Consider the following 24,260-nt stretch of genomic DNA (forward strand, 5'->3'; position numbering starts at 1 on the left):
AAAGGACGACAGGCTTTTTGGGTTCCGTTACTGCTATTTAGCGCCCTTGATCAGAGGGATGCCGTTGGTGCCAACCGGAATGTAGACGGTAGTGTGATTCGGCGAGTCGGCCATCTTGAGCTGGGCGTTAATCGCCTCGTGCTGTAGATAGTTGGGGGTCAGGGTCTCATTGATGATCTTCTGCGCCTGGGCGATCCCCTTGGCCTCTTCGATACGGATCTCCGCATCCTTCTGTGCGATCTCCTTCTGGGTCTCTTTTTCCGACAGCAGCTGCTGTGCGGCGAGCTTCTTCTCGACCGCGATGGCGACTATGTCGGGGTAGTTGATGTTACCCACGATCACATTGTTGAGTTGAAAGGGCGAGGTCTTGAGGTAATCCTTGAGCTTGACCGACACCGCCTGGGCGATCTCCGAACGGTTCTCCTTGAGCGCCACGCTGTCATAGCGTTGCACTTCGTCGCGCACATAGGTACGGAAGGTCTCGCGCACGAAACGCACGTACCAGTTCTCGGCGCCATATTTTTCCACCACCTCTTTCACCGTGCCCGACTTGATGGCGATCACCGCATGAAAGTTGAAGCTGATGTTGAGATCGTCCTTGGCGAGGATCTTAAAGTTCTCCGTGTAGGTGTTGGGGCGCATGTCGATGTTAATCACCTCGTTGCGCCACAGGGAGACCCCATAGTTGCTGGGGCCGATGAGGGTGCCGCGATAACCACCTGCGCCGAAGATGCGTGGCTTCTCAAACACATAACCCTCTTCCCCCGCCGGGGTGTTGGGGTTGGTGCAGCCCGTGAGGCCGCCGGCAAGGGGCAATACCACCACAAGCGGTGCGATAAATTTCAGACGGCCGAGTCCGCTTAGGCGTGGGCCGAAAGTCTTGTTGGTTTTACGATTAAACATCAAAAATCCTTTTTAATAATCAAGATCCAGGGCGAAACAGAGGTAGCCCATGAGTTTGTTGACCTGGTTAAACTGTTCGGCGCACCAGGTGTCGAAATCTTTGGCAAACAGCTGCTGAGTGTCGAGCGGCTTGATGGCGATAAAGTCTTTACGCTTGAGCTCGTCTAACATGGGGTGATGCTTGTCATAGCCCTTGGGCGGTCGCTGCAGGCTGTCACCCTCCATGGCAAATCCGGCGGCGCTTAGCTGCTTGAGCGCCTGTTTGTAGGCATTGGGGTTATCGTCGATGCAGCTGCGGATCTGGCTCAGCGCCTTGCTGTCTGGGTGCCAGATCCCGGCGCCGAGAAAGCAGCCGTCGTTGGCGATATGCAGGTAGAGCCCGGGAGCGTGCACATCTTTGCCCTGAAAATGGCGAAACTGAATGCCCACGTTGACCTTGTAGGGAGTCTTATCGCTGCTGAAACGGGCATCGCGCTGGGGGCGCATCAGGCTGCCGCCGACCTTCTTGGGCACGGCCGTGAGGCGCGGCGAGAGCTGCTGGATATGGGGCGCCATGGCGCCGATAAAGTTAAGCGCCGGGGTGCGAACCTTGGCCTCATACTCGGCCTGGTGGGCCTTGAACCAGTCACGCTCGTTGTTGCTGGCCAATTTGGCGAGAAACTCGAGACAGTCCGGGCTGAAAAGCGCTTCCTTGGTGGCTGATGTGGTCATAATCTATCTACTTAAAATCTATCTATTTAAAATCAATGTATTGAATAAATTACCATAAGAGATCCCCGGAGTGTTAATGCCGCTCGCTAAGCGATAAGGTCACTCGTTATTAAGCGCGATAGCTATGCTATAGTGCTCGCAGCCATGATTGACAGTGATGACAGGAAGAAGAGATGAAGATTTGGGTCGATGCCGATGCCTGCCCAGGCGTGATTAAAGAGATACTGTTTCGCGCCGCCGAGCGCGCCGAGATTGCCGTGACCTTAGTGGCCAACCATGCCATGCGGATCCCGCCATCGCGTTTTATTCAGTTGGTGACTGTCTCTTCTGGGTTTGACGTGGCCGACAATGAGATAGTGCGGCGCGCGGCGCCTGGCGATCTGGTGATCACCGCCGATATTCCACTGGCCTCGGAGGTGATCGACAAGGGCGCCCTAGCGCTGAATCCCAGGGGCGAGTTGTATACCGAGCATAACATCAAGTCTATTCTCAACATGCGCGATTTCATGGACACCATGCGTGCCAGCGGCGTGCAGACCGGCGGCCCAGCGGCCATAGGCCAGAGCGAGAAGCAGGCCTTCGGCAATCAGCTGGATCGCCTGATCACTAAGTATCACAAGCGTTAGGCTGCTCAGCCCGTCGTTTAATCAGCGCCAATCTGGCGCTTTTTTTATGCTTGCAAGTTAGTGCTTGCTGACGCCAAAGTGCCTCTCCGATTGGGAAATAGCTTGCAGGGCTGTGTGGCGCACCTCACATAACCACTTGATTCCGATTTTGTTTACCTTGCGCTCGCTGGCGAAATCGATTAACGTAAAACAAAAGTTTGGTATGCAAACATTTGTTTGCTGCTTTATATTTGCTTGCTATAGCTTTGCATAGCCAGACAGTACCCATGCAGACACTACCCATGCTTAGTGAGATCGCCTAAATGACGGAACGTGAATTAGAAATCTTAGCACTACTCAAGCAAGACCCTTTGATCCCCCAGCAGGAGCTGGCCGACCGTTTAGGGATCAGCCGCTCCGCCGTGGCGGGGCATATCATGAATCTCACCAACAAGGGGGTGATTCGTGGCAAGGGCTATATCCTGGCCGAAGCCAAGTATGCCATGGTGATCGGCGGCGCCAACATGGATATTCTCGGTCGTCCGGCGTCTAGCCTGCGGGTAGGTGATTCCAACCCGGGAAGTGTCAGCTGCAGCCCAGGTGGGGTGGGGCGTAACATTGCCGAGAACCTGGCCCGTTTGGGCTCGGATACCCGCCTGATGACCGCCGTGGGCAAAGATGCCTATGGTCAGCAGATCGTCGAGCACTGTCAGCGCGCCGGCATCGACATGAAACCCAGCCTGCAGCTAAGCGATGGGGTGACCTCTACCTACCTCTCTGTGCTCGACGGTGACAGCGACATGCATGTGGCGATCAATGACATGGCGATTCTGGAGCGTCTTGGGGTCGAGCAGCTCAAGAGCCAGCAGGAGATGCTCAAGCGCGCCAGCCTGGCGATTATCGATGCCAACCTGTCCGAGGCCGCCTTGGCTTATCTGCTCAGCAACTTCGCCGACATCCCGCTGTTTGTCGATACCGTCTCCTGCGCCAAGGCGGAGAAGATCAAACCCTATCTCAGCGCCGTCCACACCCTCAAGCCGAACCTCAAAGAGGCCGAGCAGCTCTCTGGGATCTCCATCGCCAACTATGGTGAGCTGCCAGTGCTGGCGAACTGGTTCCACGAGCAGGGGGTTAAGCGCGTCTTCCTGAGCCTGGGCATCGACGGTGTCTTCTACAGCGATGGTGAGGAGCAGGCCCATATTCCGGCCATTCCGGTGGAGATGGTCAACGCCAACGGCGCCGGCGATGCCTTCCTGGCGGGCCTGGCCCACGGATTTATTCAAGGCTGGTCGACCCGTCAGTCGACCGAGTTTGCCATGGCGGCGGCGGTAGTTGCCCTGTCGGATCTGGCAACGATCAACCCAAATATGTCTGAAATATCAGTTAACCGAGTTATCAAGGAGTCTCTATGTTAGCGCAGTACCTAGATATCAACCCAGAAGTGAAAGCGGCGCTGGATGCCGGTCGTCCCGTGGTGGCACTGGAGTCGACCATCATCTCTCACGGTATGCCTTACCCGCAAAACGTCGAGACCGCCCTCAAGGTGGAGCAGATCATTCGTGATAACGGCGCGGTACCTGCGACCATCGCCATCCTCAAGGGACGCCTCAAAGTCGGCATGACTCACGATGAGATCGAGTATCTGGGTAAGGCGGGTCAGGCGGTGATCAAGACCAGCCGCCGCGACATTCCCTTCATCGTGGCTAAGCAGGCCGATGGCGCGACCACGGTAGCGTCTACCATGATCCTGGCGGCGATGGCAGGCATTAAGGTGTTTGCGACCGGCGGTATCGGCGGCGTGCATCGCGGCGCCCAGCAGACCTTCGACATCTCGGCGGATCTGCAGGAGCTAGCCAACACAGATGTGGCCGTAGTCTGCGCCGGTGCCAAGTCGATTCTGGATATCGGTCTGACCCTGGAGTACTTAGAGACCCAAGGCGTGCCGGTTGTCGGCTATGAAACCGAGACGCTACCCGCCTTCTACACCCGTGAGAGTGATTTTGGTGTCGACTATCGCCTGGATACGCCTAAGCAGGTGGCCGATGCGATGACGGCCAAGTGGCAGATGGGCCTCAAGGGCGGCGTGGTGGTCGCTAACCCTATCCCGGCCGAATATGCCCTGGATAAGGCGATGATCGATCAGGTGATTAAAGATGCGGTGGCCGAGATGGACGCCAAGGGGATCTCAGGTAAGGCATCGACGCCTTTCCTGCTGGCCAAGGTCGCCGAGAAGACCGAAGGCAGCAGCCTGGCGGCCAACATCCAGCTGGTGTTTAACAACGCCAAACTGGCGGCGCAGATCGCCTGTGAATACAGTCGTTAATACCTATTGCTAGGAATTAAAAAGAGCGCTGCGGCGCTCTTTTTTTTGTGGGTTTACGGGTGGTTTATCTTGAGATGACTTAATTCGTAAGCTGTTTAGCAAGTGAGCAGCTCATCGCGGATCAGTCGTAGCAGATAGGTCTCGCGCTCGATAGACAATCCCTTCTTTTCGCTATGGGCCATGGTGTGCTCGTTGTGGGCGATCGCCTCATGAATCTCTATCCAGACCGGGTGCATGCCGTTTTGTAGCTCATGGCTCTCAAGCCTGGTATCGCCCAGCTCCTCACCAATTGCGCAGACGAAGCAGTAAGACTCCATCTGGACAAAATCGAATCCGGGTTTATACCAGGGGCGAAACTCCTGGTAGCGGCCGAACTCGCTCAAGATCTCGATAGTATGGGCGCCGGTTTCCTCTTCCAGCTCCCTCAGCAGCGCCTGGCGAATATCTTCGCCCTCATCCACGCCGCCACCGGGAATGCTGTAGTCGTGATAACGCGCCGTGTAGAGCATCAATATTTGGCTACCCCTCAGTACTATGGCGCGCGCCGCGCGGCGGATGAAGCCCTGTCCGGCTAGCTCCTCCGGCGTGGCGGCGTTAAGGTCGGGATGGATAGTGGATTTCAGCAGGCGCATAAGTTGACTCACTCGAAGATGAAAAAGGAATGCCAAAGATAACAGGCTAGGCGCTAAGCAAGTCCAGCAGCGCCTGATAATCTGAGATGGCGCGCTCGAGCAGCGGTTTCTGCTCTTGCTTACTGCCTCTGACCACCTGATGATAGTGCTTCAGCAGACGCCTTAGGTAGGCCTGCTGCAACTCAAACGGCGCCTGTGACCAGAGGTTGTCGCCAATCGCCGTGATGGGACGCTCGCCCCGGTGCGCCACATGCAAAAGCTCGTAGCAGCGCCTGTTCTCGCTAATCAATTTTTCATCGACAAGCCTTAGCCCCATAGCACTTAGCCTGTCTCTGAGCTGATAGGTGTGATGCACGGGGCAGAGGAGAAACTCTATGCTTTGCCCCAGGGCGTCGGCGCGGGCTTGAATCGCGCTGACCAGCTCGCCAGTCAGCTCGCCGCCGACCCCAGCGATGATCACCAGCTGCGGCGTCGCGCTCGGAAAGTCTGCCAGCGGCAGCTTGGCCACATCCATGCAGTGCACCCGCCATTGAGGGCTGGTGGCATCTTGGTTTAGTGGGAAGAAGCGCTCGAGTTTGCCCTGCAGGGTCTGCATGATGCCAGGCACGATATCGACAAAATGCAGGGTACCGGCCACCTGTTTGTTAAGCAGGGCGGCGCCGAGCAGGCCGTGATCGCAGCAGCAGTCCCAGATATGGGCGTAGTGGCCATCGACCATGTCCTTCAGGTGAGAGAGGCGTTGACTGAGTTTCAAAGGGGAGACTCGTCACCGGGAATGGCGGTTGTATCGACATTGCCGGTGTTTAATGGGTTGCTTGGTCTAGGGGGTCAAAAGTTAAAGCAGATCGATTTCCAGCTCGATATCCGTACAACCCTTCTTACAAAACACGCCGTAATGGCCTGTTTGCGCCTTCTCGGTGGGCACGATCAGCTGCAGTGGTTGTTTACATTTTTGGCAATCGACTCTGTTGCCCTTAAATAGCCGCTTGATCAGATTCTTCTGCTCGTTAAAGGAGGCGGTCGTGCTCTTGTTGATGGCCGAGAAGTCTACTGCTTGGTTTGCTGGCTTGGCGTTGTCTGTCATCGTCAATGTCGTCAATAGTGGCAAATGAGGCCCTAGTATACCAGCCTTGGCGCGTTGCAACAGCGCTTTTACCAGCCGACAAGCCGGGATTTGTATTGCAAAGCGTCTTGTCTGGCAGCGCGATAAGCCAGCCAGCGAATTCCACTCCCGAGTAAAATGTACGCCCGTGCAACATATGTTTATTTTTTGTTAACACCTTGTTGCCATCAAGTTGGTGTGATAGCTTGTGCCTTGTTGTGTGGTAGTAAATGCCAAATCAGGTCGCAATTGAAGAGAGATATACCGCGGCATTTGCTATTCAGGGAAGTTCTAATAAAAAGACTCTTAACAAAATAAATATAATGGAGAGACCTCTATGAAGTTAACTAAGTTGGCAAGTGCGGTAATGGCATTAAGTGTTGGCCTATCAACTCAGGCATTTGCCGATGATGATCGTTACATCATCCAGGTAGACAATGGCAGTAAGGGTGTCGTTAAGGCACTGGCTAAGCAGTTAGGCGCACAGATCCATGTCGATGGTGAAGGCTTTATCGCTGCAACCTTTGCGGGCAAAGATTTGGCCCAGGTCAAGGGACTGTTAAACAACCCACATGTTAAATTAGTCGAGGCGGACCAGCGTCGTCATCTGATGAGCTTTAGCGATGATGCGGGCAACCCAATGACGCAGCAGGTAACACCTTATGCTGTATACCAATCACAGGCTAACCAGCTGACTTTCAACGCCGCAGCGGGCATGAAGGTATGTATCATCGACTCGGGTCTTGACGCGTCTAACCCAGATTTCGAATGGAACAAGATCACTGGTGACAACGATTCGGGTACAGGCAACTGGAACGTCAACGGCGGCCCACACGGTACTCACGTTGCCGGTACTATCGGTGCAGCCGACAATAATGTTGGTGTGATCGGTATGGCGCCTGGTGTCGATATGCACATCATCAAGGTATTCAACGCTGAAGGATGGGGCTACTCATCTGATCTGGCCCACGCCACTAACCTGTGTAGCGCGGCTGGTGCCAACATCATCAGCATGAGCTTAGGTGGCGGCGGAGCTAACTCTACCGAATCTAACGCTTTCCAAGCCTTCGTCGATGCAGGCGGTCTAGTGGTTGCCGCTGCAGGTAACGATGGCAACAACGTACGTTCATACCCAGCGGGTTACCCATCGGTCATGATGGTGGGCGCGAACGATGCAAACAACAACATCGCCGATTTCTCTCAATTCCCATCTTGTACTTCGGGTCGTGGTCCTAAGGCGACTTCAGACGAGACTATCTGTGTGGAAGTGACTGCCGGTGGTGTGGACACACTGTCAACTTACCCTGCAGGCATGGCGACTGCGTCTAACCTGACCGCGGACGGCGCTTCATTTGCCAGCAGCGCGATGGAAAACTCAGGCACAGTTTCAGGCAACACCTATTACATGGGCACTGCCGAAGCGACCGATGCTGGCGCTAACGGTAACATCTGTGTGATCGACCGCGGCGTGATCTCTTTCCACGACAAGGTCGCTAACTGTGAAAACTCGGGTGGTGTCGGTGCGATCATCATCAACAACGAGCCTGGCATGCTGTACGGCACTCTAGGTGACACCAACACTACCTCTATCCCAGCAGTAGGCACTGCACAGGAAGATCGTGCGGCGCTGCTTGCGGCGAGCACTGCAACTGTAGATATCGGTACTGCCGACTACGGCTTCATGAGCGGTACTTCTATGGCAACACCTGCGGTATCTGGTATTGCGGCGCTGGTTTGGTCTAACCACAACCAGTGTACAGGTAGCGAGATCCGTGCTGCGCTGAAAGCGACTGCCATGGACAGCGGTGCACCGGGTAAAGATGAGTACTTCGGTTACGGTATCGTTCAGGCTGCGGCTGCCGATGCTTACCTGACCGCTAACGGCTGTGCCGGTGGCGACAATGGTGGTGGAGACAATGGTGGCGGAAACACTGGTGGTGATTTCACTCTGTCGGCCAACGGCTACAAGAACAAGGGCGTTAAGACAGTGGATCTGACCTTCTCTGGTGCCGCTGGTGCAAACGTAGATGTTTACCGTGATGGCAGCAAGCTTGCGACCACTTCGGCTAGCAGCACCTACACTGACACCATCAACACTAAGGGTGGCGGAACTTACGTTTATAAGGCTTGTGATGAAGGTACTTCTACCTGTACTGCCGAGCAGACAGTGATCTTCTAAACAACTCCCTGAGTAACACTAAAAACGCAGCCTAGGCTGCGTTTTTTTATGGTTAATTCTTTAGCAATAGATGGGCGTAAGGATAAGGGAGCAATGAATTGGAGCAATGAATGAGCCGCATGTGATTGCGTGAATCCCTGAATGTAAGGCGTAAACTGTTAGCCTTGCTCAACTTTTGTTATTCAAATTGCTTTGCTCAGTTTTCTCTGCAGATCTTGCTTTACTATCTCTAAAGCCGCCAGCGCCACATCTGGCTCAATCTCATGACTCTCCAGAAGATAAATAAGGTCTACGGCGAGTTTTATTTCGTCACTCGCGTCATCAAGAGCCGTTTGAGCTGTAGATGAGTTACCTGGTGCTTGTGTCATATTCTTCCCTCAAATGCCTGCTGTCGATTCTCACACAGCGTGGCGATGGGAACAAGTTGCCTAAGCTATCTCCTTAATGGCTGGTCGAGATAAAAAAACAGGCCATAAATGGCCTGTTTTAGTGTGATGAACCTACGGGGGTTAGTAGGTATATTTGGCTTCTAAGAAGACGTAACCACCGTTAAAGCCAAATGGCGTATTGGTTAATGGATAGACGAAGATACCATTGAAGTTATTGCTATCCGGACGCTTCTCCGGGTAGACATCAAACAGGTTTTGCGCCCCGGCGGTAAAGCTTAGCGCCTCAGTTGCCGCATATTGCACTGACAAATCCATTACCCATTGGTCGCTATAAGTGACATCGCCTGAGGAGTAACCCACAGTGTAATCGCCAAAGTAGCTTAGGCGAACGTTGGTTTTGAAGTCGCCAAGCCTATGGGTGAGTCCCAGGTTGCCTGTGTTGTTTGGCGTGGCCGAGGTCATACGGGTTTGTTCGATACGATCGAAGAGCTCTTTACCGACGCCGTCTAACACTTGCGGGAAATGAATGTCTTGAATTTCCGTTTTGTTATAGGCATAGGCCAGGTTGGCCTGCAGATCGCCCCAAGAGCCGATATCAAAATCCTGGCTTATTACCAGATCAACCCCTCGGGTACGGGTATCGACGGCGTTGATGAAGAAGCGTGCCGATTCGGCATTGGTGCCGGCCAAGGCCTCTGCGACCGCCGGTGAATCATCCGGCGTGACTGAGCTCGACAAGATGATTCGGTCATCAATCGAGATCTGATAGGCGTCTAAGGTCAGTGCCAGGCCTGCATCATTGCGATAGACCAGACCGAGACTGAAAGACTGTGATAACTCTGGCTCTATCTCATTGATCCCTAAGCCTTTTGTTACCGGTGACAGGGTGTTGAATGTGCCCGATTCTGTCGGTACCAACTGACCCGTGACAGGATCGGGGTTAAACAGGGTAGAGATATTGCTGAAATACAGCTGCTGCACGCTAGGCGCTCTAAAGCCCGTGTTGATGGTTCCGCGCAGTGCCAGGTTGTCGGTAAAGTCGTAGCGGCCCGCTAGCTTCCAGCTGGTGTTGTCGCCGAAGTCTGAATAATTTTCGTAACGCAGCGCCGCCGCCCAGAAAAAGTCATCGGTTAACTGGTTTTCAAGCTCGACATAAACGCCAGTGTTGTCTCGGGTCTCGTCGACTTCAGATTCTGGGGTAAAGCCCGAGAAGCCCTGGCTGCCGGCGGCGCGATTATCGAAACCGCCATTGATGTAGGAAGCAGTCTCGCCTGCTTCAATTTGGTAGCCATTTTTACGCCATGACACACCCGCGGCAAAGAGGATCTCTGAGTCGTTTGCAAAGTTGAAATAGCGCGACGCATCGATATTTACGTTGGTTTCACGGGTCGACAAGGTGCCTGCATCAAACTCGGTCGGGCTATCGGGGCCCAAAGATGCGTTTAATGAGTTAACAATATTGTAGTTAAATGAGTTTTCGCCATGGCCTGCGGAGGTATCTATGTTCCATTCACCCAGGGTGAACTCATAACCAAGAACCAACGAGGTGTCGATTATTTCAGGGTTGATCTGGGGTAAGAAACCGTCGGGATACACCTCGGTTAAGTTACGCTTATCCAGGGCTCTGCGGTAGAAGGCGCCAGATTTAGTCTCGCGTTGGCTTACGCCACCGAAGGCGTATAGCTCGCCGTTGTCTGAAATGGCCTTGGCTGCGTTGATAAACAGGCCTAGGTTGTCGTATTCGGCATCGCCAACCTGGTGGCTCTTGCGATTAAAGCTGGCTTCGCGAGGATCCGCTGAGCCATCGGCTAACTGCGGATACTGCTGGCGAGGATCTAGCCCAGCGCGGTTAGTGCTGTCTTTATGGTGTGCTTCGAGTGAGACATTGACGAAGCCATCGTCACCTAGGGCTATGCCATGGTTGGCACCCAGTCGCCACTGTTCGCCGTCACCCGCGTAGGTTTGGCCGGCTTGTGCCGATATGCTACCACCTTGTTCACTGTCTTTTAGCACCACGTTGATGACGCCGGCAATCGCGTCGGAGCCATATTGTGCCGAGGCACCGTCACGCAGGATCTCGATACGCTTGATTGCGGTCATCGGAATGGCGTTCAGGTCTACGTTAGATGAGCCTTTACCAACTGTGCCGCTTAGATGGACCAGTGCCGAGCCGTGACGACGCTTGCCGTTGACCAAGACTAAGGTGTGATCCGGTGATAGACCGCGCAGGCTCGCCGGGCGCACCGCATCTGATCCATCGGTTACCGATGAGAATGGAAAGCTGTAGCTGGGTGCGGCAAATTGCAGTGCCTTAGCTGTTTCTGTCATCCCCGTCGATTCGAGCTGCTCGGCGGTAATAATGTCCACCGGTGCCACACTATCTGTGGCGGTACGTAGTGCGATACGTGAACCTATGATCTCGATTTTTTCGAAGCTGGCTTGTTGATCTTCAGCGTGGACGCCAGGAAGGATGAGTGCAGATGACACTGCTAATGCGGAAACAGCTAAGCGCATAAGGCCTCTTAATAATTGGTATGTAAAACAATAATGAGAAGCGCGGGATAATATCACTGTAACAATTGTTACATTTAGAAGGATATGTACTAACTCAGTGCAGACGGTTCTATTGAGTACTCGCGATAGTGTATCCAAGGAGAATTTTATCTCGCCTAACGCGCCCAGTAGATAAGAGTAGCTATGAGTGCACTAATAATAAAAAACGACGGCTGCTTTGGGTAAGCAGCCGTCGTGGAGAAGACTCATCTTTAGGGGCAGATAATCAGGCTGATTAGTCTATTCAGGAGAGCAGCGAGTCACTGTTAGCGGCGCACTGCGATGCTCCTCGGTATCTGAGATAAAACACTCATCACCGCTTATCCAAAGCTGGACGAATTGTGGAAGCTCAAAGTTGCGGCCCATCAACAGCTGACCATTAGGATCCCTATGGGGATTGCGCTCCAGCGCCAATCGACTGTTTCGGGTGAACGCGTCGGCGGCTAGGATCACCTTCTGCATCTGTAACAGCTTGGCGATGGTGTTTTCCAGCTCAGCCAGACTCTCAGCACTCGGCTCACTGACTAATGCTGGCACTGGGGCTGGCACAGGATCTGCCAAAGCCGCATCTTGTGCCTGTAGTGAGCAGCCAAGGAGCGTTAACGGCATGACGCCGAGCATGATACGAACTATGCGTTTCATCATAAATCCTACTTAGGCTGAGTCAGAATCCGGTTATTAAACAGCAGGTTTTGATTGCGGGTATCTTGCAGCACATAACCCGCATCGACAAACTGAGGTTTCGCCTGGGTACGTGATGCTTTCGCCACCTGAGCTGGGCAGCTGTTGTTGTCACGGTAGTAGAGGGCCGCAGCCAGCTGGCTTTCCTCCTGATCGCCTAAGGCATGATTGAAGTCATCTGCTACGTCACAGCCTGGCACTTCGCTTTGTAGCGTTGGGTTGCTGCTGGGGACGAAACCATCTGTATAGTCGCCGTAGCCCTTGTCGTTCTCCCCCTTAAATTGAATGCTGAAGTAGGTGGTGCCACAGTTCGGCGTCGGGTAGAAGCCATAGGGCTTACCACAGGTGGTGCCGCCAATCTGGATTACCTCGACATCGATGCCGCGCAGGCTGTTGATCAGTGATTCGCTGGCGGAACAAGTTCTGTCTGTGGTGAGCACGAATACTCGTGACAGGTTAAGGCTTGGCAGGCTCTTCCCGCTTCCCAACAGGCTTGGGTTAAAGCCTAAGGTCTCGTTGTAGAAAGGCCTAGGCGTTAGGGTTTCACCCGTGACGGGGTTTTTGGTGGGGTACTTGTCGTTAAAGCTAACGCTCTCGAAGATACGATCTTGCGTTGCCTGCTGTCCGGCAATCATGTAGCCCAGCTGGCTCGCCATGGCCAGTAAGCCGCCGCCGTTGTAGCGCAGATCCAGTACCAGATCATCCACCTTGGCATTGGCCAGCGTGGCGATGGCATCAAAGAGGCCGCGCTCAGCCGTGGCGATGTGGGAGTTAAATTGGAAGTAGCCGATGTTACCAGTCGGAGTGGAGAGCACCTTGGTGTTCTGTACTGGGGTAGAGACCACGGCTTGCGCCGTAAGTACCACGTCACGGGTCTGGCTGGCGTCAAGATCTAGAATCGTGAAGCGTGTCTCCTGGCCGTCGTCGTTGGGGAAGAGGCCATTATTCAGGGTATTGATCGAGTCCGTGTCGTTGGCATCTTTCACGCTCACGCCATCTATGCTGACGATGACGGCGCCGCGGGCGATATTGGCGCTGGTCGCCTGAGAGTTAGGCTCAGTGTAGGCGACGGTGATTTTCCTGTCTGCAGTTTCACTGGCCTGTTGTACGTAAACAGTCATCCCATAGCCCACAGATACGCCCGATTGATTAAGCTGCTCCCATTCGCTGGTGGGCATAGAGAAGTGGAACTGATCTTTGGGGTTGCCCGTGGCCGACAGGTTTTCGGTTTTCAGTAGCTTGAAATATTCTAAGACCTGGTAAGGCGCCGGATCTCTGTCGATGATCTCGCTATACCAGAGGTAGGTGTCGTTACTCCAAGAACGTAACCACAGTTTTTCCTTGAGACCCGCGTCGCATTGGTTGGCCAATTGTGTATAGGGGGGGAATTCTCCCTCGACCCATTTCACCGTGCCGATGGAGCCGCCGCCAGAGCTATCACCGCCGCTACAGCCAGTGAGCAAGAGGCCTGATGCGATCAGGCTTGTAAACAGAGCATTTGAGATTGACTTCATAAATAATCCTTTATTATTAAACTCTTGTGTTTGGTTGTGTCGTAATTGTTAGCGGGTCTCATACCGTAAAACATGTGTGTAACAATTTCTTGACCATCTTAGCTAAGAATTGCATACAGGTATAGCCTAAGTCGCGGACGGTCTTGTGTTTTCCTGCTCGTTTTTCATCTATTTGTAGCCGATTGCATCGAGAAGGCGACCTTAATGGGGCGAGCATCCAGATAAACCGCAGGTAGGCCAGCAGAAATGGTCGAATATGCAGGCTTTTGGCTCGTTCGAATTTGCCTGCGCTTTTCTCACTTGCGCCCATTTAACTTCACCTTATAGCCATCATCCAACTGCCCACTGCCAGCTGTCACTTGTCATGCTTTTGCTGGCGATGAACCGCCAGAGGGAGCGATCGCGCAAATAGCACACTAAGTAGACATTAAGGTGTGAGGAAATTGAGTTGCAATATCAATGGGCTATGATTAAATGGACCTTGGCAGCCATTGACCACTTTGCCCTTTGTTAACAAGTTGAATCCATGATGAATAATTACCTGCTCGACCTTATCGCCGTGACCTGCTTCTTTAGCTGCTGGATAGGTTACGCCCGCTTTGCTCGCAAGAAGGCCAAGAACACTAACTGTATCGCCCGATGCCTGCATCAGCATCGTATTCATTGGATGTATCAGCTGCTAGGCCGCGAGGTGAGGGTGGCGGAGGCGGCGCTGCTGGCCAACCTTGAGCGAAACATCACCTTCTTTGCCAGCACCACTATGCTGGTGCTTGCCGGGGTATTGACCCTGTTTGCTCAGGTTGAGCGGTTGGAGGCGGTGATCGCCTCTATCCCCATGACGGCGCCGCCGGTTCACATGCTGATCCAGTTCAAGCTTGGCATATTGACGCTGATCTTTGTGATGGCCTTCTTTCAGTTTACCTGGTCGATGCGCCAATATGGTTTCCTCAACGTCATGGTAGGGGCGACCCCAGTCGATAAGAGTGGTCAAGATGAGCAGCTAAAGGCCTATGCGCTGCAGATGGCGATAGTGCAGGACAGGGCGGCCCATGCCTATAACTATGGCCTACGCTCCTACTATTTCTCCATGGCTGTGCTGGGCTGGTTCTTCCATCCGTTGCTGTTTATCGTCTCTAGCCTGGTGGTGGTCTATACCCTGTATCGCCGCGAGTTTAAGTCCAGGGCGGTGCAGGCGATCACCCAGGGAATGTTGATCCTCGATGAGCGTGAGCAGGCCAAAGCGACTAAGACTGTCTAGCGCTAAAAATAGCTTAACGTTAAGGCGGTTAAAAATTTAGGCTGCTGATCATTAAAGAATTACATGAGAAAGAGAGTGCGGCAACTAGGTGTCTATGGGTCATGATTACTACTTGAAACCTTTAGGTTTCTTTAGTTGCTGCTAGCATTAAAACTCGGTGGAGCCGAAGGTGGCTTGTATCCTTAGCACCTCTGGGAGGGCATCATGGAGGGCGGCGACACAGTCGGCATCCAGCTTATTGCCCGCCAGGCGTGCCAGCTCGGCAAAGGCATCGCTATTGGTCCAGGCGGCCTTATAGGGGCGCTCGCTTGTGAGGGCATCGAACACGTCTGCAACCGCCACGATTCTTGCCTCGATCGGCACAGCTTCACCAACCAGTCCCGCCGGGTAGCCAGAGCCGTCCATCGCCTCATGATGACAGAGCACGATATTGCGCAGCATCTGGGTATGGTCTAGGTTACTCAGGCGATAGTTACACAAGAGTTTGTCGATAAGATCCCGGCCCGACTCACAGTGTTTCTGCATCTCGGTGCGCTCATCTGGGGTGAGCGGGCCACGCTTAAACAAGATCTCGTCGGGTACTGTGATCTTGCCAATGTCGTGCAGAGGCGCAAACATGAAGATATGTTCGATGAAGTGATCGCTTAAGCCTCTCTCATCCGCCACTCGCTGGGCGATCAGCCGTGAATAATGGGCCATGCGGCTCAGGTGTCCTGCGGTTTCCGGGTCGCGAAAATGGGTGACATCTATGGCGGTCTTCATGGTCGAGGCCAGGGTGATCACCTCGCTCAACTCGTTGATCACCATCAGTGCCAGCAGATTGCCGATAAGATCCAGATGCTCCACGCAGCGCTTGTCGAACACCTGCTCATCGTCGCCGTTAAAGAAGATAAAGCCCAGCAGGGTATTGCCTGAAAGCAGGGGCAGGGTATAGCTGCTGCGATAGCCCGCCTCATAGATCTTGATGGCGTGCTCGTGTCGGCTGTCTCTGTAGATGCTAAGATCTTGCACTATCCTGGCCTCTCTGGAGCGGGCAACCTCTTGCAGCGAGAGGCACTGGCTGAGATTGGCCTGATAGTGGTTGAGGGGGGAGGGCTTGCCGCTATAGATAAAGGTGCGCACTATGTCGCTGTCCTGGTCGAATAGGGCGACGGCGATACGGGTGATCTGCGGCAGCTTGGCCTGGGTGGTGGCGTGAAGGTGTGACAGCTTGCTCATGATAGAGGGGTGCTGATTAAGGTCCGTCGAGGTGTAGTACATGTGCCGCTCCCTTGGCCTGTCGCCTGCTTGCGCGCAAATCGCTACCCATCATTATAGTCAACACATCGGCAGAGATAGCATTATACCTATGGCTTAGGGGCAAAAGGCGTAAAACCATGACCTTAATCAAGAAATCTGAGTAAAGGGTTTTTGCGACCTCGGCCACTAAAGCCTGATTCGAATCTTATTTCAGGTATTTGCTCAACCATGCTATCGCCGCTGTCATCGAGCGCGCTGAGTGTTTCACATAGGGGTCGAAGTGGCCGTCTGGCAGCAGGCAGAGCCGCTTGGGTTCGCGTGCATTGTTATAGGCCGATAGGGCTAAGTCTGTCGGTGTGACAGTGTCATTTTCAGCGACTATCATCAAGAGCGGCGTGGGACTCACGCGCGCTATCCAGAGGCCGGGCTCATACTCGCTCGCTTTTTCGCTGGACCTGAGTGTTACCCGATTATCCCATCCTTCGGCGAGCGTCCAGGCTTTGCTGTAAAACGCCATGGCTTCATCGCTGGCATAGATGCCGGGTTGCTCTTCTTGGGGGATCACTCCTATGTAAGTGGGCGTCTCGCCCTTGGACCGCCTTGTTCTGTCTTGCTCAAATTCTTCTTGCACGGCGCTGAGTCGTGAACCTGCGCGGCGAAGGAATGTTTGATAGCCGCTGATGGTCGGCACCTGGGCGACGACACATTTCGCCCGGCGATCTAAGGCGCCCACCATGATGGCATGTCCACCGCTATAGCTGGTGCCCCACACGCCGACCTGCTCGGCGTTAACCTCGGGATGAAAGCTCAGCCAGCTGATCACCTCCCTCATATCTTCTATCTGTTGATAGGGGATGATCTCGCCTCGGGGTTCACCGCCACTCTTGCCGAAATTTCTGTGGTCATAGAGCAGCACGGCAAAGCCCGCCTTCGCAAATGCCTCGGCGAACTTGTCGATATACAACTCTTTAACGGCGGCGAAGCCGTGGCTCATCACAATTGCCGGGGCTGGTTTATTCAGGGATGCTTCTTCGTGGACAGGCAGATAAAGCCAGGCGTCTAGCTCGACACCGTTGGCTGGCACCTTAACACTGTGGCGGGTAAATTGACTCATAGTCACCTCACTATCACTCATTAACTCTGAACCTCAAATATGGGGAAACGAGAAAATAGTAAGGCGAGAGGGCGAAGGGGTCTGCCTTGGAACGGACAGGTATCTTCGCTAATCAGACAACTTGCGTGCGAAACTCGCTCGGGGTGACTCCCATCATCTTTTTAAATGCCGATGCGAAGGCGCCGGCAGAATCATAGCCCATCTCCATCGCCACCCGTACTATGGGCTCGCCGAGATTTAGCCTGGGGATGGCGGCGAATATTCTGGCCTGTTGACGCCAAATGGCGAAGCTCGTCCCAAGCTGGGTTTGAAATAGCCTGGATAAGGTTCTGGGTGATGCGCCGACTATCTCCCCCCATTGGCTAAGGGTGCAGTCGTTGCCGGGATCTGCGAGCAAGCCTAGGCAGATCTTCTGTAGCCGGTTATCTTTTGGCATGGGTAGTTTCAAGGGGATCTCTTGTGCCCAGCCGATCTCACTCATCAGGAGTTGCATCAGGTGCACCTCTCTGCTGCTGGGCGGGCTGCTGCTGGTCACCGGCATCGCACTCTTCATCAGTTCGCTAAGCAGGGGACTGACCACCAGACTTTGGGGCTGCTTGGAGAAGCTATCGGGCAGGGCATCTGGTTGAAAGTAGACGCTACGCAGGCTGACTGGGCCTCGAGCCTTGAGTCTGTGGGGCAGCTCGGCGGGCATCCACAGCGCTTGCTGAGGCGAGATTATCCAGAAACTTTCTTGGCAGCTCAGTTCCATCACGCCGGATTCGGCGTAAATCAGTTGGGCGGCGTGGTGCCAATGGGGCGCCAGTAGTTGACCATCTGGATACTCCCGAGCAACCGGCTTAAATAGCTGAGATGGAGAGCTAAAGACGGGGATATGTTCGATCTCTTGCCTGTTCATCATCAAGCTTTTGACCTCTTCGTCTTCATGCCTGCCTTCTCCTTTTTAGCATCTAGACCGCTTCGGCATCATAGCCTAATCCAAGGTTTGTTGTTACCCCAATATTTTCAATGCCTTGCTTTATTTTCGTGCGCCAAGCCTTACTAACTAGGCCGTGTTAACTGCCAGGGAAGGGTGACTCAAGGGGGGAGATAAAAAACGGCCCCAATGACAGCGCCTCGTAGGGCGATGCTTGGGGCCGATATCTGGTTTTCTACCTGAGCTGCTATCAGGCTTGTTAAGTCAGTTACCTAAGCGCTATGCAGGAGCCTTTAAATTAGATCGCCTTATTCAGCGCCTGAGAGACATCCGCGATAATATCCTCGATATGCTCTATGCCGACCGAGATGCGGATCAGATCTTCCGATACCCCAGCCTTGGCCAGCTCTTCGCCGTTAAGTTGTCTGTGGGTGGTGGTTGCCGGGTGGCAGGCCAGGGACTTGGCGTCGCCTATGTTGACCAGGCGCAGGATCATCTGCAGGGCATCGATAAAACGTCCGCCGGCCGCCTTGGCCGCCTCGCTATCTTCCGCCTTAATGCCGAAGCTGATAATGCCCGAGGCCTTACCCGAGGTGATCTTTTCACAGTTGTCGCGATAGGGGCTGTTGTCCAGCGCGCCATAGTTGACCCAGCTGACCCGCGGGTCCTGCTCGAGGAAGTTGGCCAGGGCCAGGGCGTTGTCGCAGTGACGCTCCATTCTCAGGGCCAGCGTCTCTAAGCCTTGCAGTAACAGGAAGGCGCTCTGGGGTGAGAGGGCGGCGCCGGTATTACGCAGCGGCACCACGCGGCAGCGACCAATGAAGGCCGCCGGACCAAACGCCTGGGTATAGACCACACCATGATAGGAGGGGTCTGGCTCGTTGAGCAGGGCGAAGCGTTTAGGCTGGGCCGCCCAGTCGAACTTGCCCGAGTCGATGATCACCCCACCTATGGTGGTGCCGTGGCCGCCAATATATTTGGTAAGTGAATGGATGACGATGTCGGCGCCATGCTCGAAGGGGCGGCAGAGCACCGGAGTGGCGACCGTATTGTCGACGATCAGCGGCACGCCATGCCTGTGGGCTATCTCGGCCAGGCGGGCGATGTCGACGATATTGCCCGCCGGGTTGCCGATAGACTCGCAAAACAGTGCCTTGGTCTTGTCATCGATATGGGTCTCCAGGCCATCGAAGTCGTCGAAGGCCGCCATACGCACCTCGACACCTTGTCTGGGCAGGGTATGGGCAAACAGATTATAGGTGCCGCCATAGAGCTGACTGGTGCTGACGATGTTGTCGCCCACCTGAGTCAGGGCCTGAATCGCATAGGTGATGGCGGCCATGCCGGAGGCCAGCGCCAGGGCGCCGATACCGCCTTCGATGGCGGCCAGGCGTTGCTCGAGCACATCTGTGGTGGGGTTCATGATACGGGTATAGATGTTACCCGGCACCTTAAGATCAAACAGGTCGGCACCATGCTGGGTGTCGTCGAAGGTATAAGAGGTGGTCTGATAAATGGGCACGGCCGCCGCCTTGGTGGTCGCTTCCGAGGTATATCCATGATGCAGGGCTAGAGATTCGAGTTTCATCTAATTCATCCTATCGCTTAACGAAAACCTGTGATCGAAAAATGACCATAGCATTTAGACTTCTAGATGTCTAAAACTTTTTAATTTGCAGGTGATTTGTGCGATGAGGTGAGTTTTATGGTCGAACTGGCTCGAGAGCGGATTGGTTATCTGCCTTTTTCCTCTGGATCCTATAGCATCAAAACAGGCAAAAATGAGCCCGGATGACATCACTCGAGTCGAGCAATTTTTGTCCCAAATTGAATGTTTTAGCCCCTACTAAATAAGCGGCATCCCCTTTACCTGTTTTATTGTTATAAAACTACATTGTTAACAGTTCTTAGGATTCGCCAGCGATCAGGATCACAAATCCGGCGGAAAAACTGTAGCTAAGTTACAAGCCCGTGTCGGAATGTGACCTCAATAGCGGAATCCCGGTTAACAAACTTTTACCATGAGGCATCCCAATTTAGTAACGGTTGATGTTTGCGATGGCAGGTTTTCCAGACAAGATTAAGACGATAAAGAAGGGCCTAGATGTGCCTATCGCCGGCGAGCCGAGGCAAGAGATAGATTGCTGCGCTCGTCCTGCAAAGGTGGCACTCCTGGGTGAAGAGTATGTTGGCCTGAAACCCACCCTCTTGGTGGAGGTCGGCGATCGGGTGAAGAAGGGTCAGACCCTGTTCGAAGACAAGAAGGCGCCGGGCATAGGATTCACCGCACCGGCCAGTGGTGTTGTCGTCGAGATCAACCGCGGCGAGCGTCGCGTGTTACAGTCTGTGGTGATCCAGGTCGAGGGCGATGAGCAAGTCACCTTTAAGGCCTATTCGGATCTGAGCCGCCTCAGCCGTGAAGCCGTGCAGCAAAACCTGGTCGAGAGTGGTCTGTGGACCGCGCTGCGCACTCGCCCCTTCTCGCGCGTGCCCCTGCTCGACAGCGAACCTGCCGCCATCTTCGTCAACGCCATGGACACCAACCCGCTGGCGGCCGATCCCCGCGTGATCATCGCCGAGCAGCGCGAGGCCTTTGCTGCCGGACTTGAGGTACTGACTTATCTCACCTCTGGCAAGATCCACCTGTGTCACGATGCCGGCGAGGCATTGCCTGGCGCCGACCTCGCGCGTGTCGAGAGCCATCGTTTTGCCGGTGTGCATCCCGCAGGTCTGGTGGGCACCCATATTCACTTTATCGCACCTGCCAGTCTGGAACGCCCAGTATGGCACCTTGGCTATCAGGATGTGATCGCCTACGGCAAGCTGTTCCTGACAGGTGAGCTCTACACAGATCGCGTGGTGGCCCTGGGTGGCCCGACGGCGCTCAATCCAAGACTGCTGCGCACTCAGCTGGGCGCTCAGCTCAGCACCCTGGTAGAGGGTGAGATCAAGCCAGGCAGCAACCGTGTGGTGTCAGGCTCTGTGCTGGCCGGCCATACCGCCTTTGGCGTTCACGACTATCTGGGCCGTTTCCATCAGCAGATCTCCGTGCTGGCGGAAGACGCTAAACATCAGCTACTGCCATGGGTGCGCGGCGGCGCAGACAAGTTCTCTATCACCCGCGCCGTGACCTCTCGCTTCAAGGCGACTAAGCGTCTGTTCGACCTGACCACTCACGCCGGTGGTTCACACCGCGCCATGATGGCCTTCGGTCAGCTGGATCGCGTGATGCCGCTGGATATCCTGCCGACCCTTTTGGTGCGTGATCTCGTGGTGCGCGACACAGATGAGGCGCAGGCCCTGGGGGCCCTAGAGCTGGATGAAGAAGATCTGGCCCTGTGTACTTTTGTCTGTCCGGGCAAGTATGACTTCGGACGGGAACTTCGCATCTGCCTAGATATTATTGAGAGGGAAGGTTAATGAGTAAGCAAGACAAAAAGCCAGATGTGCAAGAGAATTACTATGCCCACGGCTCGTCGATGCGTAGCTTCTTGCGCTCGCTGCTTTATGCCCATGGCCGCAGCACCAAAGGTAAGGTGCATGTTCGCGATGCGATCGATGTAAAACGTACCATGACCCTGGTGGGCCTGTGTCTGCTGCCAGCGATTCTGTTTGGTATCTATAACCTGGGTCTGCAGGCGCAGCTGGCGCTGGCTTCTGGCTTGACCACGCCCGATGTCTGGCAGCTACTGCCTTTCAATGCCATTACCGGCGGCCTCGGCGAGCAGAGCGGTTTATTTGGCCTGTTTGGCTATGGCCTGAGCTTCTACCTGCCCATCTATCTCACCGCGCTGTTGGTGAGCCTGTTTTGGGAGATGGTGTTCGCCAAGGTGCGTCGCCAAGAGCTGCATGAAGGCTTCTTCGTCACCGCCTTGCTGTTTACCCTGATCCTGCCGGTATCGATACCGCTGTGGATCGTGGCCCTTGGTATCACCTTCGGGGTGATCATGGCCAAAGAGGTGTTTGGTGGCATGGGGTATAACTTCCTCAACCCTGCGTTGGCTGGTTACGCCTTTATCTACTTTGCTTACCCGACCGAGGTGGCGCAGATTGCCCAGTTTGTGGCGGTCGATGGCTTCTCTGGCGCGACAACCTTGATTCAGACTGCTGCGGGCAAGATGAGTTTCGAGGGTTACACCTGGTATCAGGCCTTTAGCGATCCGCTGTGGTGGGATGCCTTCTTCGGCTTCACCGTCGGCTCTATCGCCGAGACCAGCACCCTGGCCATTCTGATCGGCGGTTTGTTCCTGCTGTTGACTCGCCTGGCCGACTGGCGCGTGGTGGCCGGTGTGATGGCCGGTATGGTGGCAACTGCCGTGCTGTTCAACCTTATCGGTTCGGCCAAGAACGAGATGTTTGCCATGCCTTGGACCTGGCATCTGGTCACCGGCGGCTTTGCCCTGGGGATGATGTTTATGGCCACGGATCCTGTGACTACCGCCTATACCCGCCAGGGCAAGTTTGCCTATGGCGCCCTGATCGGCTTCATGACAGTGCTTATCCGCGTGCTGAATCTCAAGATGCCTGAAGGGATCATGCTGGCGATTCTGTTTGCCAACCTGTGGGCACCGCTCTTCGATTACCTGGTGGCGCGCAGCAACATGAAGCGGAGGCTGAAACGCAATGCCTTATAAGTCAGAACATATGTTAAGGATCCAGACCGCCAACCTCTGGTCGTCAATCTTCGCATCCTTTTTGTTTCGTCGTTCCAGAGAGCGCGCCACTATGGAGAAGCAACGCTAATGGCATTTAAGAAAGATACCGTTGTGGGGACCATGATCTTCACACTCGTCCTCTGCCTCTCTTGTTCTTTTATGATCACAGGAACGGCCGAGGTACTCAAAGAACGTAAGTTGGTGAAGAAGCGCGACGAGCTTAAGCGCAACGTCTTGCTGGCCGCCGATATCGATATCAGCGGCGACAAAGATTTTCGCGCCATCTTCGAGCAGTCGGTGAAGCCTCTGCTGGTGGAGCTGGACAGCGGCGTCATCGATAGCCAGGCGAACGTGCTGGATTTCGACGACCGTATGGCGGCCATCAATCCGCAGACCTCGAGCAAGCCGAAGAAAGATATCGCCAAAATCAAGACCCGCGCCAATCAGGCCCGCGTGTTCAAGGTGTTTGACGACAAGGGCGAGCTGCATGCCGTGGTACTGCCTATCTATGGCAAGGGGCTCTGGTCGATCATCTATGGCTATGTGGCGCTCAAGCCGGATCTGAACACCATAGAAAACGTGGTCTTCTACGAGCATGGTGAGACACCGGGTATCGGCGATTTCCTCGACGACAAGGCCTGGACCGACAAGCTTAAGGGCAAGCAGCTGTTTGACGAGAAGGGACAGGTTTCCTTCAAGGTGGTCAAGGGCGGTGCTAAGGCCGGCGATCTCCATGGTGTAGATGCCGTGAGCGGCGCGACCATGACGGGACGCGGCGTACAGCGTGCCATGCAGTTCTGGTTCGGGGTCGAAGGTTATCAGACCTTCCTTCACAAGCTAAAAGCGTCGGAGGTTTAAGATGAGTAAGAGTATGACGGCGACCCGGGACATTCTAACCGGCCCGATTTTCGCCAATAACCCCGTGGCCATGCAGGTGCTTGGGGTCTGTTCGGCGTTGGCGGTGAGCAACTCGATGCAGACCGCATTGGTGATGACCCTGGCGGTGACCTTCGTGTTGGTGTTTTCTAACCTGATCATCTCCAGCATCCGTAACTTTATTCCTAACAGCGTGCGCATCATCGCTCAGATGACGGTGATCGCCTCCCTGGTTATCATCGTCGACATGGTGCTGCAGGATGTGGCCTATGAGCTGTCGCGTCAGCTGTCGGTGTTTGTGGGCTTGATCATCACCAACTGTATCATCATGGGCCGCGCCGAAGCCTTCGCCATGAAGATGCCGCCGCATCTGGCTGTGGTGGATGCCATGGGTAATGCCATGGGCTATGGCGTTATCTTGCTGAGCGTCGCCTTCGTGCGTGAGCTGTTGGGCGCCGGTACCCTGTTTGGCCATGAGATCTTAAAGACGGTCGAGAACGATGGCTGGTATCTGGCCAACGAGATGTTCAAGTTGCCACCGAGTGCATTCTTCCTGATTGGCTTACTGATCTGGGCCATCAATGTTATCCAGCGTAAGCGAGGTTAAGGC

Annotated in this window: 22 protein-coding genes; 9 read left to right on the top strand and 13 right to left on the bottom strand. The window is 54.5% G+C overall.

Annotation, left to right across the window (positions count from 1 at the left end):
* Positions 1–33 precede the first annotated feature (33 nt).
* A complete protein-coding gene (locus AYI87_RS05085) occupies positions 34–903 on the bottom strand; it encodes an SPFH domain-containing protein (RefSeq protein ID WP_260865079.1) in 870 nt (289 codons plus the stop codon).
* 12 nt (positions 904–915) lie between these two features.
* Positions 916–1,614: a DUF2461 domain-containing protein gene (locus tag AYI87_RS05090; protein WP_144200190.1), complete on the bottom strand. Its 699-nt coding sequence runs from the start codon at positions 1,612–1,614 to the stop codon at positions 916–918.
* A 173-nt stretch (positions 1,615–1,787) separates the two neighbouring features.
* Here AYI87_RS05090 and AYI87_RS05095 point away from each other — a divergent pair, with 173 nt between their 5' ends.
* The 3 genes from AYI87_RS05095 (at position 1,788) to AYI87_RS05105 (ending at position 4,542) form a co-directional block, all read left to right on the top strand.
* Positions 1,788–2,240 carry a YaiI/YqxD family protein gene (locus AYI87_RS05095; protein ID WP_144200192.1) on the top strand — a complete coding sequence of 151 codons (453 nt, stop codon included), beginning with the start codon at positions 1,788–1,790 and terminating at the stop codon, positions 2,238–2,240.
* A gap of 302 nt (positions 2,241–2,542) precedes the next feature.
* The gene (locus tag AYI87_RS05100; RefSeq protein WP_144200194.1) at positions 2,543–3,634 is read left to right on the top strand and encodes a PfkB family carbohydrate kinase; all 1,092 of its coding nucleotides are present in this window, start codon (positions 2,543–2,545) and stop codon (positions 3,632–3,634) included.
* Complete coding sequence (locus tag AYI87_RS05105; RefSeq protein WP_033537497.1) at positions 3,628–4,542, top strand: pseudouridine-5'-phosphate glycosidase; 915 nt, start codon at positions 3,628–3,630, stop codon at positions 4,540–4,542. The genes AYI87_RS05100 and AYI87_RS05105 overlap by 7 nt, the downstream gene beginning before the upstream one ends.
* Positions 4,543–4,637: 95 nt before the next feature.
* Here the strand turns inward: AYI87_RS05105 and AYI87_RS05110 are convergent, their stop codons facing one another.
* The 3 genes from AYI87_RS05110 to AYI87_RS05120 all read right to left on the bottom strand — a co-directional run bounded on the left by AYI87_RS05110 (position 4,638) and on the right by AYI87_RS05120 (position 6,258).
* Complete coding sequence (locus AYI87_RS05110; protein WP_144200196.1) at positions 4,638–5,174, bottom strand: NUDIX domain-containing protein; 537 nt, start codon at positions 5,172–5,174, stop codon at positions 4,638–4,640.
* A gap of 46 nt (positions 5,175–5,220) precedes the next feature.
* Complete coding sequence (locus tag AYI87_RS05115; protein WP_260865080.1) at positions 5,221–5,928, bottom strand: tRNA (adenine(22)-N(1))-methyltransferase; 708 nt, start codon at positions 5,926–5,928, stop codon at positions 5,221–5,223.
* Positions 5,929–6,009: 81 nt separating this feature from the next.
* Positions 6,010–6,258 (bottom strand): hypothetical protein, encoded by a 249-nt coding sequence (locus tag AYI87_RS05120; RefSeq protein ID WP_144200198.1) that lies wholly within the window; start codon positions 6,256–6,258, stop codon positions 6,010–6,012.
* 355 nt (positions 6,259–6,613) lie between these two features.
* On the opposite strand from AYI87_RS05120, the gene AYI87_RS05125 reads away from it, so the two are divergent.
* Entirely contained in the window at positions 6,614–8,455 is a 1,842-nt protein-coding gene (locus AYI87_RS05125) for a S8 family serine peptidase (protein WP_144200200.1), read from the top strand.
* 182 nt (positions 8,456–8,637) lie between these two features.
* On the opposite strand, the gene rsmS is transcribed toward AYI87_RS05125, so the two are convergent.
* The 4 genes from rsmS to AYI87_RS05145 form a co-directional block, all read right to left on the bottom strand.
* Entirely contained in the window at positions 8,638–8,823 is a 186-nt protein-coding gene (rsmS, locus tag AYI87_RS05130; protein WP_144200201.1) for a pleiotropic regulatory protein RsmS, read from the bottom strand.
* Between the two features lie 141 nt (positions 8,824–8,964).
* The gene (locus tag AYI87_RS05135) at positions 8,965–11,358 is read right to left on the bottom strand and encodes a TonB-dependent receptor plug domain-containing protein (protein WP_144200202.1); all 2,394 of its coding nucleotides are present in this window, start codon (positions 11,356–11,358) and stop codon (positions 8,965–8,967) included.
* Between the two features lie 279 nt (positions 11,359–11,637).
* Positions 11,638–12,042: a hypothetical protein gene (locus AYI87_RS05140; RefSeq protein ID WP_260865081.1), complete on the bottom strand. Its 405-nt coding sequence runs from the start codon at positions 12,040–12,042 to the stop codon at positions 11,638–11,640.
* A gap of 5 nt (positions 12,043–12,047) precedes the next feature.
* Complete coding sequence (locus AYI87_RS05145) at positions 12,048–13,592, bottom strand: S41 family peptidase (RefSeq protein ID WP_144200203.1); 1,545 nt, start codon at positions 13,590–13,592, stop codon at positions 12,048–12,050.
* Positions 13,593–14,121: 529 nt separating this feature from the next.
* Between AYI87_RS05145 and AYI87_RS05150 the strand changes: the two genes are divergently transcribed.
* Complete coding sequence (locus AYI87_RS05150; RefSeq protein ID WP_144200757.1) at positions 14,122–14,850, top strand: DUF599 domain-containing protein; 729 nt, start codon at positions 14,122–14,124, stop codon at positions 14,848–14,850.
* Between the two features lie 147 nt (positions 14,851–14,997).
* On the opposite strand, the gene AYI87_RS05155 is transcribed toward AYI87_RS05150, so the two are convergent.
* The 4 genes from AYI87_RS05155 to AYI87_RS05170 all read right to left on the bottom strand — a co-directional run bounded on the left by AYI87_RS05155 (position 14,998) and on the right by AYI87_RS05170 (position 19,707).
* Positions 14,998–16,110: an HD domain-containing phosphohydrolase gene (locus tag AYI87_RS05155; protein ID WP_144200204.1), complete on the bottom strand. Its 1,113-nt coding sequence runs from the start codon at positions 16,108–16,110 to the stop codon at positions 14,998–15,000.
* Positions 16,111–16,294: 184 nt separating this feature from the next.
* Positions 16,295–17,203, bottom strand: coding sequence for an alpha/beta hydrolase (locus AYI87_RS05160; protein ID WP_144200205.1), 909 nt, complete (start codon positions 17,201–17,203; stop codon positions 16,295–16,297).
* Between the two features lie 112 nt (positions 17,204–17,315).
* The gene (locus tag AYI87_RS05165; protein WP_144200206.1) at positions 17,316–18,104 is read right to left on the bottom strand and encodes an AraC family transcriptional regulator; all 789 of its coding nucleotides are present in this window, start codon (positions 18,102–18,104) and stop codon (positions 17,316–17,318) included.
* A 313-nt stretch (positions 18,105–18,417) separates the two neighbouring features.
* Positions 18,418–19,707, bottom strand: coding sequence for an O-acetylhomoserine aminocarboxypropyltransferase/cysteine synthase family protein (locus AYI87_RS05170; RefSeq protein ID WP_144200207.1), 1,290 nt, complete (start codon positions 19,705–19,707; stop codon positions 18,418–18,420).
* Positions 19,708–20,177: 470 nt separating this feature from the next.
* Between AYI87_RS05170 and AYI87_RS05175 the strand changes: the two genes are divergently transcribed.
* The 4 genes from AYI87_RS05175 to AYI87_RS05190 all read left to right on the top strand — a co-directional run bounded on the left by AYI87_RS05175 (position 20,178) and on the right by AYI87_RS05190 (position 24,257).
* Positions 20,178–21,539 (top strand): Na(+)-translocating NADH-quinone reductase subunit A, encoded by a 1,362-nt coding sequence (locus AYI87_RS05175; RefSeq protein WP_144200208.1) that lies wholly within the window; start codon positions 20,178–20,180, stop codon positions 21,537–21,539.
* Positions 21,539–22,753 carry an NADH:ubiquinone reductase (Na(+)-transporting) subunit B gene (locus AYI87_RS05180; RefSeq protein WP_144200209.1) on the top strand — a complete coding sequence of 405 codons (1,215 nt, stop codon included), beginning with the start codon at positions 21,539–21,541 and terminating at the stop codon, positions 22,751–22,753. Before AYI87_RS05175 ends, AYI87_RS05180 begins: the two co-directional genes overlap by 1 nt.
* Before the next feature lie 108 nt (positions 22,754–22,861).
* The gene (locus AYI87_RS05185; RefSeq protein ID WP_144200210.1) at positions 22,862–23,632 is read left to right on the top strand and encodes a Na(+)-translocating NADH-quinone reductase subunit C; all 771 of its coding nucleotides are present in this window, start codon (positions 22,862–22,864) and stop codon (positions 23,630–23,632) included.
* A 1-nt stretch (position 23,633) separates the two neighbouring features.
* On the top strand, positions 23,634–24,257 hold the full coding sequence (locus AYI87_RS05190) for an NADH:ubiquinone reductase (Na(+)-transporting) subunit D (protein ID WP_011866503.1): 624 nt from the start codon (positions 23,634–23,636) through the stop codon (positions 24,255–24,257).
* Positions 24,258–24,260: the final 3 nt, after the last annotated feature.

It is taken from the genome of Shewanella sp. KCT, assembly GCF_007636505.1.
Taxonomy (GTDB): domain Bacteria; phylum Pseudomonadota; class Gammaproteobacteria; order Enterobacterales; family Shewanellaceae; genus Shewanella; species Shewanella halotolerans.